Below are 16,150 nucleotides of genomic sequence, written 5' to 3' on the forward strand. Positions count from 1 at the left end.
TCTCACATTCGCGGTCATGGCGCCAAGACTACGCACAAGACCCTCCAAGGGTCATCTCAGACACAGTGATTGGTACTGCCCCCACACGAATCGCAACACGATCGTCACATAGATCACACGCCCGCACCTCCCAGCAGACGTCTCATGACCCGAGACACTTGTGCCGATCGGACCTCAGTCGGGCAGATTCGCTACCCAACGGCGGTTTCACCCGCATAATGTTCCGGACCCCAGAAATCGGCAATCCACCGCGACCACGAAGGATCTCTCACAATGGCGTCACCCTCCGCCCGTCTCGGCACCCCGTCGGCCGGTCACATGATCGTCCGCTCCCTCGAACAGCACGGAGTCGAACGCGCCTACGTCGTCCCGGGTGAGTCCTACCTCGACGTTCTGGACGGACTCCACGACTCGAGCATCCAGACCGTCGTCTGCCGGCACGAGGGCGGAGCCGCCTACATGGCCGAAGCGGACGGCAAGATGTCCATCACCCCCGGCGTCGCGATGGTCACGCGCGGCCCGGGAGCAGCGAACGCACACGTCGGCCTGCACACCGCATGGCAGGATTCGACGCCGATGGTGCTCTTCGTCGGGCTCATCCCGTTCGAGCACCGCGAGAAGGAAGCGTTCCAGGAGTTCGATCCCAAGGCATGGTTCGACACCGGCGCCAAGCGCGTCATGGTGCTCGACCACCCGGAGCGCGCGTCGGAGATCGTCGCGGAGGCGATGTTCGCAGCCAGTTCCGGCCGACCCGGTCCTGTCGTCGTCGGGCTCCCCGAGGACGTCATCACGATGCCGCACGAGGACCCGGTCCACCCGGAGATCCCGATCGCCACCGGCGGTATGACGGTCACGGACTGGAAGGCGCTGAAGGCTGCACTCGACGGAGCCGACCGTCCCCTGTTCGTGTTCGGCGGCAACGACTGGACGCACGACGTCGCGGATGAGTTCACCCGCTGGCTGGAGGACCACAACCTGCCGGCTGCGGCCGAATGGCGCTGCCAGGGCACCGTTCCGTTCGGTTCGCCCTCCTACGTGGGTCCGCTGGGATACGGCCGACCCGACTTCACCCAGAGCCTCATGAGCGAATCAGACCTGCTCGTGTTCGTCGGCACCGTCCCCGGCGACGTGATCACGGACGGCTTCACCGTGCGGCAGAACTGGGACAAGAAGAACTTCATCGTCGCGATCGACCCGGCCCTGCGCGGGCGCTCCGGTCCCGTGACCCACCAGATCGTGTCCAAGCCGGAGCCCTTCATCCGCGACCTCGTCCGCATGGACCTCCCCGTGCGCGACGCGTGGCGGCAGTGGACCAACCGGCTCAGGCAGGCGCAGGCGGAGTTCTCCACCGCACCCACGTCGGTGCCCGGCGACGGACAGGCGCGCATGGCGACGCTGATGGGCGGACTGGTGGAGCGCCTCGAGGACGACGCGATGGTGACATTCGGCGCGGGCGAGCACACCAACTGGGCGCACCGCTACTTCCCCACCAACGGATACGCCTCGATGCTGTCGGCGCGCAACGGGTCCATGGGCTATTCCGTGCCCTCCGGCATCGCCGCGTCGCTGCGCTACCCGGACCGTCAGGTCGTCACCATCGCCGGCGACGGCGAGTTCCTGATGAACGGTCAGGAACTCGCGACCGCGACACAGTACGGCGCGCATCCCCTGGTCGTCGTCATGGACAATCAGGAGTACGGCACGATCCGCACCCACCAGGAGCGCCAGTACCCGGACCGCGTGTCCGGCACGCAGATGGTGAACCCGGACTTCGCGCTCATGGCGCAGTCGTTCGGCGGCCTGGGTGTCCGGGTCGAGCAGGACGCAGACGTACCGGCCGCGCTCGACCAGGCGTTCGCGGCGATCAGTGAGGGGACGTTCGCCCTCATCCACATCATCGTCGAGCAGCGAGTGAAGGCGTACTGAGATGACCACGACCGGAGGAGCGGCGGAGTCCTCGCCGCTGAGCGGGTACCCGCTGCGTTCATATGACAAGCTCCGCTACGCGGACACTGACCGTCAGGGCCACGTGAACAACGCGGTCTTCTCCACCTTCTTCGAGACGGGGCGGGTCGAGCTCATACAACAGCTCAGGCAGGTCGCGGCCGATCCGACGAAGGACTTCGTGATCGCGAAGATCAGCATCGAGTACCTCAAGGAACTCCTGTGGCCCGGCGAGGCCGAGGTGGGCTCTCGCGTCATCCGGGTCGGCACGAGCTCGATCATCATCGAGCAGCTGCTCACCAGTGAGGGGCTTCCGCATGCCCGTGCTGAGTCCGTCATGGTGCTCACCGATACGACGACGCGCCGCTCCACCCCGCTGGACGACCTGTCGCGCAGCACGCTGGAGACGCTGCGGGGAGATGTCCCTCCGCGCGACTGACGGTCCGCGACGCGACTGACGGTCCGCGACCGGTGGGGAGCGGGACGACCCGACAGGGTCGCCCCGCTCCTCAGACGCCTCCGACCAGCCGTGCGGCCTCCTCGCGCAGCTCCACCTTCCTGACCTTCCCGGACACGGTCATGGGGAATCCGTCCCGGACCTCCACGTAGCGCGGGATCTTGTAGTGCGCGAGGTGGCCCTGGGCGAACGCACGGAGGTCGTCCGCAGTCAGAGCGTCGTACCCGTCCGCGGTGACGACCCACGCCATGAGCTCCTCCCCGTACTTCTCATCGGGCACCCCCACCACCTGGATGTCGCGGATGCCGGGATGACGGTAGAAGAACTCCTCGATCTCCCGCGGATAGATGTTCTCACCCCCGCGGATCACCATGTCCTTGATCCGGCCGGTGACGTCGAGGTAGCCGTCCTCGTCCATGATCCCGAGGTCACCGGTGCGCATCCAGCGCCCGGCGTCGATGGCGTCTGCCGTCTTGTCCGGCTCGCCCCAGTACCCCAGCATCACGGAGTACCCGCGGGTGAGGATCTCACCCTTGACACCGCGCGGCGCAGTGCGTCCGGTCACGGGGTCGACGACCTTCACCTCGACGTGCGGCATGACCCGGCCCACGGTCTCGGTCCGCCGCTTCAGGGAATCGTCGACGCGGGTCATCGTGGAGACCGGCGAGGTCTCCGTCATCCCGTAGCAGATCGCCACCTCGGACATGTGCATGCGGTCGATCACCTGCCGCATGACCTCCACGGGGCACGTCGACCCTGCCATGACCCCGGTGCGCAGGGAGGTGAGGTCGTAGTCATCGAAGTCGGCGAGCGCCAGTTCCGCGATGAACATCGTGGGCACTCCGTACAGGGACGTGGCACGCTCCTGCTGCACCGCGCGCAGGGTGGCTGAGGCGTCGAACGACGCCGCAGGGATGACCGCGCACGCACCGTGCGACACGATCGCGAGCGTCCCGATGACCATTCCGAAGCAGTGGAAGAACGGGACGGGCAGGACGACCACGTCCGCCTCCGTGTATCCCAGCAGCCCTCCGATCGAGAACCCGTTGTTGAGGATGTTGTGGTGGCTGAGGGTGACGCCCTTGGGGAACCCTGTCGTGCCGGAGGTGTACTGGAGATTGACGGGATCGTCTGCTGACACCTCGTCCTCGACGCGGCGCAGGCGAGTCGCCCACTGCGCGCCGTCGTCCATCAGCAGGGTGCGGCCGTGCTCCCAGAGCCGCTCGAACGACTGTTCGGGGCGGATGCGCGCACCCGCACCGGACCCCAGCGGGCCCTCAACCGTGTCCAGGGCGATGACGTCGAGGCCGGTGATCTTCCCTGCCGCCTCGTTCGACATCCCCAGGAAGTCTGCACGGGCATCCGCCACCTGGGTGATGAGCACCGACGTGCCGTTCTGCTCGAGCACGTACTCGAGCTCGTGCACACGGTAGGCGGGGTTGATGTTGACCAGGATCCCGCCGATGCGTGCCACCGCGTACATCACGAGCGTCCACTCCGGCACGTTCTGCGCCCAGATGCCCACGCGGTCGCCGTTCTGGACTCCCCTGTCCATCAGCGCGACCGCCAGCGCTCTCGTCTCCTCGTCGAGCTCCGCGTACGTCCACCGGCGACCTGAGGGGACGTCGACGAGTGCGTCCCGACCGGGGTGCGCAGCGGTCGCCGCGGCCAGACTGTCGCCGAGCGTCAGTCCGAGCAGCGGCACATCTGAGATGCCCGAGCTGTAGGACAGGTTCCGGATGGTGGGCTGTGCGGTCACGTCGTCGTACTCCTCACGTCGTCTGGGGATCCTCGTCGATCATCCAGGCGCTACTCTCGCATATCCCGCGCGGCCATGCCGCCCCTGCGTGGCGCCACCTGGGTGGCGTGGGCCGCACGACGGGCCCGTGGGATCCGCAGGCGCAGCCGTCAGGCGCGGCCGTGTACCAGGACCGCAACACAGATCCGAGAGCGGGAAGGTGCGCGTGTCGTAGCGTTGGGACCGCAGCGGTCCCGCACGAGGCACCGCCAGGATCACACCCACGGAGCACAGATATGTTCGAGAAGGAATCGACCCGCAGCTTCTCTGCGGAGCCGGATGCCGTCTACCAGGCCCTCCAGGCATGCGCACAGAGTGCGCGCCATCTCCTGGAAGTGGACGACGGAGCCCGCGCAGTGACGTTCCAGACCGGCAAATCGCTCTTCTCGTGGGGACACATCGTCACGGCTCAGGTGCTCGACGAGCCCGATGGCGCGCGCCTGGAGCTGGTGGTCACGGGACTTCCGGAGGCACCCCGCGCACTCATGGACGGCAAGAAGAACGCGTCGATGGCGGCGAAGGTGGTCGAGGACGTGGCCTCCCGCCTCTCCTGAGGATTCTTCCAGCGGTGCTCCGTACAGTGGTGGGCATGAGATTCCTCGTCCGCACCGTCGTCAATGCACTGGCCCTCGCCGCAGCGGCGATCCTGCTGCCGGGGCTCACGATCTCCGGCAGCGACGCACTCGCCGATTCGATCGGCGACCGTCCCGCGACCGTCGTCGCCTACCTTGCGATCGCTGTCGTCTTCGGCGTGGTCAACGCATTCGTCAAGCCCATCGTCGCGTTCGTGTCGACGCCGCTCACGTGCCTCACCCTGGGACTCTTCTCGATCATCGTGAATGCGCTCATGATCGCACTGACGGCGTGGCTCTCGGAGTTCACTCCCATCGTCCTGATGATCGACGCGTTCTTCTGGACCGCGGTGCTCGCGGCGATCATCGTGGCCGTCGTCTCGGCGGTGCTCGGATGGCTGCTCCCCGACTCTGCGCCTGAGCGCAGAGCGGAGCGGTGAGCTCCGATGGATGCTTGAATGATCGGTATGCCGGCTCGTCCCCCATCGCACGAAGACCACAGACTGCAGCGACGCCACTCGGAATCCATCCGGTCGCAGCATCGTTCAGCGGCCGAAGAAGCCGCCGAGGCCGATGCGAAAGGGCGCGGAGAGGTCCACGAGTATCGGATCGACCTGGAGCGCCTGAGGTTCTCTCCGTACTTCGGACGACTCTCGGCCGTCACCCAGGTGGTGCCCCAGTCCGGTGTGGGCCCGATCATGCACAATCGACTCACTCACTCCCTCAAGGTCAGTGCGGTCGCACGCGTCATCGCTGCGAACCTCGCCGCACGGCTGTCCGTGCACCGCGAGCATGCCGCGGGCCGGGCGGCGGCCGGCGACGAGGTGGGCCGCACGCTCGCGCACCTCGGCGGGTGCGACACGATCGTCGCGCAGGCGGCTGCGCATGCCCACGACCTCGGGCACCCGCCGTTCGGACACCTCGGCGAACGCGTGCTCGACCGACTCGCCACGACGGAACTGGGGCTGGACGAGGGCTTCGAGGGCAACGCGCAGACGTTCCGCATCCTCACCACTCTCGACACGCTGGGGCTGGACTTTCCCGGGGTGAACCTCACTGCAGCCGTCCGCGCGTCAGTGCTCAAGTATCCGTGGACCCGTGGCCTGTGGAAGGGCGTGGAGGCAGAGCAGATGCCCGTGGAGGACCGACCTCGCGGTGTGGGTCTGGACCCCGCGCGCGGTGCCGTCAAGTTCTCCGCCTACGCACTCGAGGCCGAGGAGATGGACGAGGTCCGAGCTGCGTTCCCGAACCTCGAGCACGGAGCGCAGACCGTCGACTGCGCGATCATGGACCTCGCGGACGACATCGCCTACGCCGTCCACGACCTCGACGACTTCGTCCGTGCGGGCGTCCTCCAGCACGCACCGGTCGCAGGCGAGTTCCATGCCTGGCTCGGGGACTCCGGTGGATTCCGCGACGGGCGCACAGCGGATCTCGATCGGCAGTGGCGCGTCCCCGGGGTCTCGCTCGAACTGCTGTGGCGGAGAGCGAGGACCAAGGACCCATGGATCGCTGATCGGGAGTTCTTCGCTGACGCGGTGGATCGCATCAGCGGCGAGCTGGGCGACGATCTGCTGACCCGCCCCTACGACGGGGGCGTCGAGGCCGAGCGTGCCGTCTCCTCGTTCACCCGCCGATGGATCGAGCGCCTGCGCAGCGCAGTGGTCGTGGAGGCGCACCCTCACGTGCGCGGCGGTCACGTGCACCTGGAGCAGCGTGCCTGGCACGAGGTCCTGGTGCTGAAGTTCGTCCACGCGCGCTTCGTGCTCGACCTGCCGGACATCGCTCAGGCGCAGAGGGGCCAGGCCCGCGTGCTCGAGGACCTGGTCCGGGGGTTCGACGCCTGGCTCGACGACCCGCACGACCACGGCCGCGCACCGCGCCGTCTGCTGGAGTGGATCGACGGGACGACCCAGGCCGTCTTCGACCTGCGCAGTCGCAGGCCGGACCTGCTCACCGGCGACGGAGGAGAGGCGGCCCTGCGACGACAGGGACGGTCCCGTGCGATCCTCGACTACGTCGCGTCGATGACGGACCAGCAGGCACTGGCCACACACGCCTCGATCACCCGGGGGTGAATGCCGGAGGAGTGTCTCCTCAGCACAGCACGACTCACACGAGGTCGCGCGGGATCATCCTGCGCCAGTTCTGCGAGTAGACGCGGGGGTTGCCGCGCTCGGCGTTCAGTTCGTAGGCGTCCAGCTCTGCGGCGATGCAGAAGTCGTGCTCCGTCGAGGTGAGCACGGTGCGGGTGATCACCTCCGTCCGCCATCCCTCACGCTCGAACCGACGCACCGTCCGCGTCTCGCCGCGGACCGAGGACACGTCGTTCCACCGGAAGCTGAACCACTCGCTGGTCTCCCGCCGCACGATCGTCCCGGTCTCCACGATCCGGAAGGACCCCTCGTCATTGACGATCTCGAGGGTCGACACGTCCGTCGCGAGGTCGCGGATGACCCGCCACTGATGGTCGCCCGTCCGGAGCGTCTCCACCGCCAGCGGCGGAGCCGCCTCCGCCGGCCCGAGCGCACGAAGATGCGCGTCCTCCTCGCGGGGTCGGCGCAGCGGCAGCCGCAGCCTGCTCACCTCCGTGGAGAGTGTGAGCGCCGCTGCCGTCGGCGACGGCCAGACGAGCGGCCAGTAGGAGGTCGACAGGGACAGCCGGATGCGGTGCCTCTTCGGGAAGTGCTGGGCCACCGCGTTGAGAGGGACGCGCACGCGGTACCGCCTGCCCGGTTCGAGAGGGGTCGGCTCGGCACTGCTGTCGCGATGCGTGAGGTTCAGCACCCCGTAGGTCACACGCGTGGTCTCGCCGTTGGGCAGGACGTCCGACAACCGGGCGATGACCTGCGCGACGGGAGCGTCCGCTGACACGTCGAGCTCGCACTCTCCCATCCCCAGCATCTCCAGGTCGTGATCGAGGGGCTTCGTCTCGTAGACGAGCGCCCCTCCGTCCTCTTCGCGCTGGTCGAAGGGCAGATCGGGGGTCGCGGCGTACGACGCCCACTTGCCCGCGAACATGCCCACGCTCAACGGTGACTGGAGGGTCACTTCGGCGGGCTCCGCGTCCTGCCCGTCGTCGTCCGCCGGCACCAGGTGGTGCCCGCTCAGAGCGTATTCGCCCGTCTCCGTGTGGGGCGAGGGCCACGAGGGCTCTCCGACCCAGTGCCCGGGACGCTCCGCGTAGGAGGAGCGCGGCGCCGCGCTGTCCTGCATCCAGACCCGCAGCATCGGCTCGTCCATCACACCCGTGTCGGTGCCCTTGAGCCAGTGGTCCCACCAGCGGACCACCTCGTGGAGGAACCCGATCGAGGGCCCCGGCACGCCCAGGTGGGGGTACTTGTGGCCCCACGGACCGATGAGTGCCCGCCGGGGGACGTCGAGGTGCTCCATGAGACGGAAGATCGCGTTCGTGTAGCCGTCGGCCCATCCCCCGACCGCCATGACCGGGCAGGCCACATCCGAGTAGTCCTCGTTGACCGAGGCACGCTCCCAGTAGTCGTCGCGGTGCTGGTGCTCGAGCCACTTCTCGATCCACAGCCCGCTGTTCTCGAGCCGTTCGTGCCACATCTCGCGCCACCGCTCGCCGACGATCTCCGGGTCCGGCGGGAGGCTGTTGAACGCGAACATCACGGTCGCTTCGGACAGGTTGTCCACCAGGAGGGCACCGCCCATGTAGTGCATGTTGTCGACGTACAGGTCGTCGGTCGCAGAGGCGCTCACGATCGCCTTGAGTGCGGGCGGCCGACGGGCCGCGACCTGCAGGCTGTTGAAGCCGCCCCAGGAGATGCCCATCATCCCGACGCTCCCCTCGCACCAGGACTGCTCGGCGATCCACGCGATGACGTCCTCGGCGTCCTCGTGCTCCTGTTCGAGGTACTCGTCGCGGAGCACTCCATCGGAGTCGCCGCTGCCGCGCATGTCGACGCGCACGCACACGTAGCCGTGTCCGGCCATGTACGGATGATTGAGCGCATCGCGTCCGCGGGTGCCGTCGCGCTTCCGATACGGGATGTATTCGAGGATCGCGGGCAGGGGACGCGTCTCCGCGGACTGCGGGATCCACATCCGGGCCGCCACCCGCTGACCGTCCCGCAGAGGGATGAACACATTTTCGACGACGCGCACCTCGTACGGGAAGTCGCTGATGGTCCTCATCGGAGCTCTCCTCTCACTCGCGTGATCTGCCGATGCGCTCCCTCGCACGGTTCCATTCAGCCTCGGTCCCCGCAAGGGAGCCTGTCAGTTATGCCTGACGTCGAACAACGGTTCAAGCGTCCGTGTACTCGAACGGAAGCGCCGCCGCGATCTCGGCATGGAGTCGCCCCAGCTCGTCGTGGCCGGCCGCTCCGATGTGGAGCTTGCCGACGACGAACCGGTAGCTGTCCTGGCCCGGCAGCTCAGACAGCCGGTCGCCGACCGCGACCTGCGTGACGAGCCGGACGTCCGGATACGTCTCGCGCAGCCGATCCATGTCCGCTTCATCGGGGATCCTCGTCACGACGCCGTCCTCGTCATGGAAGACCATGCACTGCCCCGCCACCGCGTAGCGCCCCTCGCGGTACGGCATCCGCGGAGGCCGGCCGCGGGCGATGTCGATCGCCACCTCGTGGTTCGACGCTCCGTCCACCTTGAGGAACAGGTCGCTGTGCGACTGGCTGATGCGCGTGTTCACCTCGATGAGCCACAGCTGGTCTTCGGCCTCGTCCCACATGAACTCGGAGTTGAAGCAGCCGTTGTCGAACCCGATGTGCTCCAGGTAGCGGCGGGTGAGGTCGATCATCCGCTCCTGGACGGACTCCGGCACGCTGCCGGCGGGATAGTCGAAGCGATCGAAACTCGTCCCGGCGCCGTCCTTGTGCATGTCGAACAGACCGTGCACGCGGAACTCCCCACGGAAGACCGTTCCCTCCGGCGCGCACTGCATGCCTTCGACGAACTGCTCCGCAAGGCAGGTGTTCCCTCCGGCTTCGCCCAGGTCCCGAGGCAGGTCGACGCGGGACAGCACAGCGTTGAACGCGTCACCCATCTCCTCGATCGAGTCCCGGATCCGGGACTGCGCGTCCAGGAAGTCCTCCTCGTCCGTGATCTTGAAGCCCAGTGCAGAGGAGTGCGCCTTGACCGGCTTCACCCAGAAGGGGAACGCGAGCTGCTCGCGGACGGCCGACAGCGCCCCGTCGTCGAACGGATCGAACGCGACGAAGCCGGGGACGCACTCAGGGATGCACTCGCGCTGTGCGAGCCTGCTCCAGTACTTGTGCTCGCTGGCCAGCAGGCTCGACAGCGGCGGAGCGGGGAGGCCGCGCTCGGCGGCGAGGATGGGGGCCAGAACGCTGACCGGGAAGTCCCAGTGCGCGATGATCCCGTCGACCGTGCCGTCGAACTCCTCCAGCTCCGCCCTCGCGGCGGCGAGGAGGCCCTCGAAGTCGATCGCGCGCGCCGCCACCGCATGCTCGTAGTCGAGCAGATCGTGGAATCTCAGATCCCCCGCACCGCGAACGGTCTCGAGCTCCAGGCGCTGTTCGTGCGTCATCGCCAGAACCAAGATGTTGGCAGGACTCATGTCTCCTCGCTTTCGCTGTCGCAGAAGACACCTCCGAATGTAAGGCACCTTGTCCTCTCGACCGTATGGGCCAGCACGCCTCGGCACAATCCCTCACGCCGCCGGCGCTCCCACCGCCCACAGACTTCACAGGAAGCCCTCAGCGCGCGCCCCCAGGACGCCTTCCCCGAAGGCTTCCCACGGAGCGCCTCGGCCGGGCCCCGTCGCACCGCACCGTGACTCTGCCAACCGGGCTTGTCACACTTGAGGCATGGACACCTCCTCGCGACTCCGGATATCGCGACGCGGGCGGCTGCTCGGCCTCGCCGTCGCCGCACTGCTCCTGACCGGCTGCGGCAGCTCGTTCCCCGCCGACCCGGAAGGCACTCTCGACCGGATCGAGGGAGGAGAGCTGCGGGTGGGCGTCTCCCACAGCCCGCCGTGGACGGACGTGTCCGCCGAATCGGAACCGACGGGCGTCGAGCCGCGGCTCGTCCGGGACTTCGCCCAGGCCCACGACGCGGAGCTCGCCTGGGAGGCCGGCGGCGAGGAGCAGCTGATGACGATGCTCGACGAGGGCCGCATCGACATGGTGGTCGGCGGGCTCACCGACAGCTCCCCCTGGACCACCCACGCGGCACTCACCACCCCGTACGCGGAATCCGTCGGTCCGGACGGGTCCACGAGCAAGCACGTCCTGGCTGTGCGGACCGGCGAGAACGCGTTCATGGTCGCCCTCGAGCGCCATGCGCTCGCACAGGAGCTCGGGACGGTCGAGCCGTGAGGCCGCGCTTCGGCCACACCGAACTCCCAGAGGAGCAGGCTCACGCACTCGCGAAGGCGATCCGCCTCGAGCGCATCACCCTGCTCGTGACCGTCGGGACCATCACCCTGGTGCTCCTGGTCGCGGGCAGCTCGCAGGCGATGAAGGCCGCCTGGATCGAAGACTCGCTCGCCCTCCTCCCGCCACTCGCCTTCCTCATCGCCGCCCGCTTCATCCGCCGTCGCCCGACAGCGCGGAGGCCGTACGGCTACCACCGTGCGATCGGTGTCGCCCACCTCGTGTCCGGCGTGGCGCTGCTCGTCATGGGGCTCTACCTCATCGTCGACTCCGGCCACGGGCTGGTGGCCGGCGACCACCCACCCATCGGCGTGATGGTCGTCTTCGGCACTCCGATCTGGCAGGGCTGGCTGATGGTGGGGGTGATGTCGGTCGTGGCGGTGCCCCCGATCATCCTCGGCCGTATGAAGCTGAAGCTCGCGCCCCTGCTGCACGACAAGGTCCTCTACGCAGACGCGCAGATGAACAAGGCGGACTGGATGACGGCACTGGCGACCATCGCGGGTGTCCTGGGCATCGGGATGGGCCTGTGGTGGGCGGACGGCGCGGCCGCGATCCTCGTCTCCGTGGACATCATCCGCGACGGATGGAACAACCTGCGCGACGCAGTCCGCGACCTCATGGACTCCCGCGCGACGACGCACGACGGAGCAGGACCGGACCCCCTGCCCCAGGATGTCGTGAACACACTGCTCGCCGCGACATGGGTCGACGAGGCCGAGGCCCGGGCGCGGGACCTGGGACACGTCCTGCACATCGAGGCCTTCGTGGTCCCGGTCGACGGAGGTCTGCCGCCGCTCGCCGAGGTGACCGCGCTCCGTGAGAGGTGCATCGGACTGGACTGGCGGATCCAGGACCTCGTCCTGTCCGTCGTCGAAGAGCTGCCCGACGAGCTCCTTCCGCAGCTGAACGGAGCAGGCCCTCACGACGAGTGAGGATGACCGCGTCCACTCCGTGCGCCCCTCGCCTCCGCGACGGCTGCGGCGAGGTCGCCGGCCAGGTCCGCAGCGTCGGCATCAGTGAGTCCGTGCACGGTGATGCGCAGGCGATGGGAGACGGCCGAGGAGTCTGCGAAGCGGAACTCGTCACCGGGTCGCACCCACCACCCACGGCGGGCGAGCCCTACCTGCACCTGCCGCGCGGGCGCACCCACCGGAACCCATGCGCTGAGTCCGTCGCCGGAGGCCGCCAGCATTCCGTGCTCCGCCAGGCGTGCGGCGAACTCCCTATTGCGCTGCGCGTAGTGCGTGCCCGCTCGATGGATCTGTGCACGTGCGCCATCGTCGGTCAGGAGCGCATGGGCGATGCGCTGGAGCAGATGGCTCACCCACGTGGTCCCCGGACTCAGCCGCATCGCCAACCGGTCTGCAGTCTCCGCGTCGGAGGCGACGAGTGCGACTGCGATGTCTGGGCCGATGAACTTCGACAGTGACCTCACGAGGGCCCAGCGACGGTGCCCGGGCCCGACGATCGGATGGAACGGCTGCTGGGACAGCAGTGAATAGTAGTCGTCCTCGATGACGAGGACGTACGGGTGATCGGCGAGCACCCTTCTCAGACCCTCTGCGCGCTCCGCCGATCGTGACGCTCCCGTCGGGTTCTGAGCCCGCGGAGTGCACACGATCGCGCGCACTCCCTGCGAGAGCGCCGCGCGGAGCCCCTCGACCGTCATCCCCTCCTCGTCGACGGGAACGGGCACGGCGCGGTACCCGCCCAGACGGACCGTGTGGATGCTTGCGAGGAAGCAGGGGTCCTCGAGCGCCACCGCGTCATCGCGGGTGAGCACCTGGGCAAGCAGGCGCTCCACGGCGTCGACCGCGCCGCTCGTCACTGTGAGGCCGAAGTCCCCGTGGGTGTCCGGCTCCATCCACGCACGCGCCCACGCCTCCAGCGAGGGGTCGATCACCGGCTCGCCGTAGAGAATGGGACGACCGCCGGCGGCCTGGAGCGCTCGAGTGGGGTCCGGGATCAGGGCCGGGTCGGGATTGCCGCTGGCGAGGTCGCGCAGCGACTCCGTGGACGCGTACCCCTCCTGCGGCACGCGTGCCCGGTCAGCGATCCGAGTCCCGGCACGTCCCAGTGCTTCGACGACCCCCGTCCGGCCCAGGACGCCGTAGGCGGCGACGACGGTGTTCCGATTGACGCCCAGTTCGTCTGCGAGTGCTCGCACAGGCGGCAGTCCATCACCGGGCGCCAGGGCGCCCCGGTCGACGAGTCCGCGCACGCTCTCAGCGATCTCCGCTGAGGTGCGCCCCCTGATGCCTGATCCGACTGACGTGCTCATCCACACCAGTCTACGGGCGGAGCATGCTATCTTTTGGCCTAGGCCAGACAATGGCCTAGGCCAAGAACTCTCGCGTGCACGCCGCGGCGTGCACAGGACCAAAGGGGTCGATCATGACGCTCACGACGGAGACCACCGCAACGACGCCGCGCCCGCCGGCGGCCGCGGCCGCTTCCACGAACGGACTCGCAGACCGACTGAAGGGCGGCGTCATCATGGACGTCGTCACAGCAGAGCAGGCGCGGATCGCCGAGGACGCGGGAGCGGTCGCGGTCATGGCGCTCGAGCGCGTGCCGGCGGACATCCGGGCACAGGGCGGTGTCGCACGCATGAGCGACCCGGACCTCATCGACGGCATCATCGCTGCGGTGAAGGTCCCTGTCATGGCGAAGGCGCGGATCGGCCACTTCGTCGAGGCACAGGTGCTGCAGGAGCTGGGTGTGGACTTCATCGACGAGTCGGAGGTCCTCTCCCCCGCCGACTACGTCCACCACATCAGCAAGCGGGACTTCACCGTGCCGTTCGTGTGCGGCGCGACGAACCTGGGGGAAGCCCTGCGCCGCATCTCCGAGGGCGCCCAGATGATCCGGTCCAAGGGTGAGGCCGGCACCGGGGACGTCTCGGAGGCGACGAAGCACATCCGCACCATCACGGCGGAGATCGCCTCACTGCGCGCAGTGGCGAAGGACGAGCTCTATGTCGCCGCGAAGGAGCTTCGGGCACCGTACGACCTCGTCGCCGAGGTCGCGGAGGCCGGCCGTCTCCCGGTCCCCCTCTTCACCGCCGGTGGCGTGGCGACCCCCGCAGACGCTGCGATGATGATGCAGCTGGGCGCGGACGGCGTGTTCGTGGGCTCCGGCATCTTCACCTCCGGGAAACCCGCCGAGCGCGCACAGGCGATCGTGCGGGCGACCGAGTCGCACACCGATCCCCGGATCGTCGCAGAGGCGTCGCGCGGACTGGGCGAGGCGATGGTGGGCATCAGCGTCGCAGATCTCCCCGCACCGCATCGCCTGGCTGACCGCGGATGGTGAGCCGCATGACACCATGATCTCCATGGCACCAGTGAGCGCTGCGACCCGATGACGACGTCCCCCGGCGAGCCTGACGGGCTCGTCGCCGCGCTGCGGCGCGCAGGCTGCGTCTTCGCGGAGGAGGAGGCTGCAGTGCTGCGCGAGTCCGCGGACAGCCTCGCCGACCTCGAGCGCCTGGTGCGGACCCGCGCCGAGGGCGCTCCGCTGGAGCAGCTCGTGGGCTGGGTCGACCTCGACGGCCTTCGCCTCCGCGTGGGACCCGGCGTCTTCGTCCCGCGCCAGCGCACGCGCCTCCTGACGGAGGTCGCGGTCGACGCCGTCCGATCCGCTGAGACGGACTCCGCGCCGCGCGCGGCCCCGCCGGTGTTCGTTGAAGCGTTCGCCGGGGTGGCGCCCGTCGCGGCGGCGGTCCGCGCGGCGCATCCGTCCGCGGAGGCCCACGCGACCGACCTCGACGAGACGGCTCTGCGGTACGCCCGGACGAATCTCGGTGACGCGGCGGGCGTCCACCCGGGCTCCGTCCTCCGCGGACTGCCCGATCACCTCGGTGGGCGTGCGTCCGTCATCGCGGCGGTGCCGCCCTATGTGCCGATCGGCGAGGCGGACCTCCTGCCCCGCGAGGCACGGGACTTCGAACCGCCCGCCGCGCTGTTCAGCGGAACTGACGGGCTGGACGCGGCTGGCGCCCTCATCGGCGAAGCACCGCAGTGGCTGGCGCCGAGCGGCAGGCTCGTCGTGGAGATGCACAGCGCTCAGGCCCGCGACGCGGCGCGCGTCGCCGCACACGTCGGCTTCACAGCGACCCAGCACGTCGCCGTGGATTCGCAGACGGTGGTCCTGGAGCTCAGGCGGTGCTCCCCCTGACACTCTTCGCCCCCGCAACGCCGTCGAGGAGTTCCGGGGCGACCGGCATGCCTGCGCGGATGAGCGAGTAGGACCCGCCGGATTCCAGGACGATGCACTGCACCTCCGCTGGGCAGGTCACACCGGCCTGCCGCATCACCGTCTGCAGGTCGGTCCGCGACGTGTGCGTGCGCCTGCAGGCATCGGGCAGCGCACGACCGTGGGCGAAGACCACCGTCGGATGCGCGCTGAGGAGCCGCCGCCCTCGCCGCGACGATTCGACCGCCCCGAAGATCGCCTCCATCCCCACGAGGGTGAGCAGCCCGACCACTCCCGCCGCAACGGTGGGCGGGTGGCCCAGGATCACACGGCCCGCGACCGCGCCGAACATGATGAGCACGACCGTGTCGAAGCCGCTGCTGCCCGACAGCACCCGCGCCCCGAAGATGCGGACCGTGAGCAGGAAGACGACGTAGATGAGCACCGAGGACACGATCACGAGCGGGATCCGGTACGGCTCGATCCAGATGTGGTCGACCACAGCCGGCCACCATCCGTCGGGCGGCTGCAGAGACATGCCGGCAGAGGGTGTATTCGCTTGCATCGCCGCATGAGAGCTCATCTTCGAAAGATATCCGATGCCGTCCGATACCCCAGCGCACCCGTCTGCACCCACGAAGAAGTCCTGCGTCGTGACACCGTTCGGAAACGACGTCTCGACACAGGACTGTCTGTGGAGCTAAGGGGATTCGAACCCCTGACCTCTTCATTGCGAACGAAGCGCTCTACCAACTGAGCTATAGCCCCACGGCCAGCCGTGCTGACCGTGCTCGTC

14 protein-coding genes and 1 tRNA gene are annotated in these 16,150 nt (G+C 68.6%); 9 read left to right on the forward strand and 6 right to left on the reverse strand.

What is annotated here, in order from left to right:
• Positions 1 to 273: 273 nt before the first annotated feature.
• Positions 274 to 1,926: a thiamine pyrophosphate-dependent enzyme gene (locus tag BJEO58_RS03200; protein ID WP_101587673.1), complete on the forward strand. Its 1,653-nt coding sequence runs from the start codon at positions 274 to 276 to the stop codon at positions 1,924 to 1,926.
• A 1-nt stretch (position 1,927) separates the two neighbouring features.
• Entirely contained in the window at positions 1,928 to 2,383 is a 456-nt protein-coding gene (locus BJEO58_RS03205) for an acyl-CoA thioesterase (RefSeq protein WP_101587675.1), read from the forward strand.
• Positions 2,384 to 2,453: 70 nt separating this feature from the next.
• Here the strand turns inward: BJEO58_RS03205 and BJEO58_RS03210 are convergent, their stop codons facing one another.
• A complete protein-coding gene (locus BJEO58_RS03210) occupies positions 2,454 to 4,160 on the reverse strand; it encodes an AMP-binding protein (protein ID WP_246076010.1) in 1,707 nt (568 codons plus the stop codon).
• 275 nt (positions 4,161 to 4,435) lie between these two features.
• Between BJEO58_RS03210 and BJEO58_RS03215 the strand changes: the two genes are divergently transcribed.
• Genes BJEO58_RS03215 through BJEO58_RS03225 form a run of 3 tightly spaced genes read left to right on the forward strand, consistent with a single transcriptional unit; the run spans position 4,436 to position 6,849 of the window.
• Positions 4,436 to 4,753, forward strand: a complete 318-nt coding sequence (locus tag BJEO58_RS03215; protein WP_101587677.1) for a hypothetical protein — start codon at positions 4,436 to 4,438, stop codon at positions 4,751 to 4,753.
• A gap of 35 nt (positions 4,754 to 4,788) precedes the next feature.
• Complete coding sequence (locus BJEO58_RS03220) at positions 4,789 to 5,211, forward strand: phage holin family protein (RefSeq protein WP_101587679.1); 423 nt, start codon at positions 4,789 to 4,791, stop codon at positions 5,209 to 5,211.
• A 27-nt stretch (positions 5,212 to 5,238) separates the two neighbouring features.
• Positions 5,239 to 6,849 (forward strand): deoxyguanosinetriphosphate triphosphohydrolase family protein, encoded by a 1,611-nt coding sequence (locus tag BJEO58_RS03225; RefSeq protein WP_101587681.1) that lies wholly within the window; start codon positions 5,239 to 5,241, stop codon positions 6,847 to 6,849.
• Positions 6,850 to 6,883: 34 nt separating this feature from the next.
• Here BJEO58_RS03225 and BJEO58_RS03230 read toward each other — a convergent pair whose 3' ends face one another.
• On the reverse strand, positions 6,884 to 8,929 hold the full coding sequence (locus tag BJEO58_RS03230; RefSeq protein ID WP_101587682.1) for a CocE/NonD family hydrolase: 2,046 nt from the start codon (positions 8,927 to 8,929) through the stop codon (positions 6,884 to 6,886).
• A 112-nt stretch (positions 8,930 to 9,041) separates the two neighbouring features.
• A complete protein-coding gene (locus BJEO58_RS03235) occupies positions 9,042 to 10,334 on the reverse strand; it encodes an ATP-grasp domain-containing protein (protein WP_101587684.1) in 1,293 nt (430 codons plus the stop codon).
• A gap of 250 nt (positions 10,335 to 10,584) precedes the next feature.
• On the opposite strand from BJEO58_RS03235, the gene BJEO58_RS03240 reads away from it, so the two are divergent.
• A complete protein-coding gene (locus tag BJEO58_RS03240; protein ID WP_101587686.1) occupies positions 10,585 to 11,097 on the forward strand; it encodes a transporter substrate-binding domain-containing protein in 513 nt (170 codons plus the stop codon).
• Complete coding sequence (locus BJEO58_RS03245) at positions 11,094 to 12,089, forward strand: cation diffusion facilitator family transporter (protein WP_101587688.1); 996 nt, start codon at positions 11,094 to 11,096, stop codon at positions 12,087 to 12,089. Before BJEO58_RS03240 ends, BJEO58_RS03245 begins: the two co-directional genes overlap by 4 nt.
• Here BJEO58_RS03245 and BJEO58_RS03250 read toward each other — a convergent pair.
• On the reverse strand, positions 12,077 to 13,438 hold the full coding sequence (locus tag BJEO58_RS03250) for an aminotransferase class I/II-fold pyridoxal phosphate-dependent enzyme (RefSeq protein WP_101587690.1): 1,362 nt from the start codon (positions 13,436 to 13,438) through the stop codon (positions 12,077 to 12,079). The two genes, BJEO58_RS03245 and BJEO58_RS03250, sit on opposite strands and share 13 nt — an antisense overlap.
• A 113-nt stretch (positions 13,439 to 13,551) precedes the next feature.
• Between BJEO58_RS03250 and pdxS the strand changes: the two genes are divergently transcribed.
• Both pdxS and BJEO58_RS03260 read left to right on the forward strand, forming a co-directional pair.
• Positions 13,552 to 14,472: a pyridoxal 5'-phosphate synthase lyase subunit PdxS gene (gene pdxS, locus BJEO58_RS03255; RefSeq protein ID WP_101587692.1), complete on the forward strand. Its 921-nt coding sequence runs from the start codon at positions 13,552 to 13,554 to the stop codon at positions 14,470 to 14,472.
• A gap of 48 nt (positions 14,473 to 14,520) precedes the next feature.
• The gene (locus BJEO58_RS03260; protein ID WP_101587694.1) at positions 14,521 to 15,336 is read left to right on the forward strand and encodes a class I SAM-dependent methyltransferase; all 816 of its coding nucleotides are present in this window, start codon (positions 14,521 to 14,523) and stop codon (positions 15,334 to 15,336) included.
• On the opposite strand, the gene BJEO58_RS03265 is transcribed toward BJEO58_RS03260, so the two are convergent.
• Together BJEO58_RS03265 and BJEO58_RS03270 are read right to left on the reverse strand one after the other, a co-directional pair.
• On the reverse strand, positions 15,317 to 15,892 hold the full coding sequence (locus BJEO58_RS03265) for a DUF421 domain-containing protein (RefSeq protein WP_101587808.1): 576 nt from the start codon (positions 15,890 to 15,892) through the stop codon (positions 15,317 to 15,319). The two genes, BJEO58_RS03260 and BJEO58_RS03265, sit on opposite strands and share 20 nt — an antisense overlap.
• Before the next feature lie 157 nt (positions 15,893 to 16,049).
• Positions 16,050 to 16,122, reverse strand: a tRNA-Ala gene (locus BJEO58_RS03270).
• Positions 16,123 to 16,150: the final 28 nt, after the last annotated feature.

The organism is Brevibacterium jeotgali (assembly GCF_900169175.1).
Lineage (GTDB): Bacteria > Actinomycetota > Actinomycetes > Actinomycetales > Brevibacteriaceae > Brevibacterium > Brevibacterium jeotgali.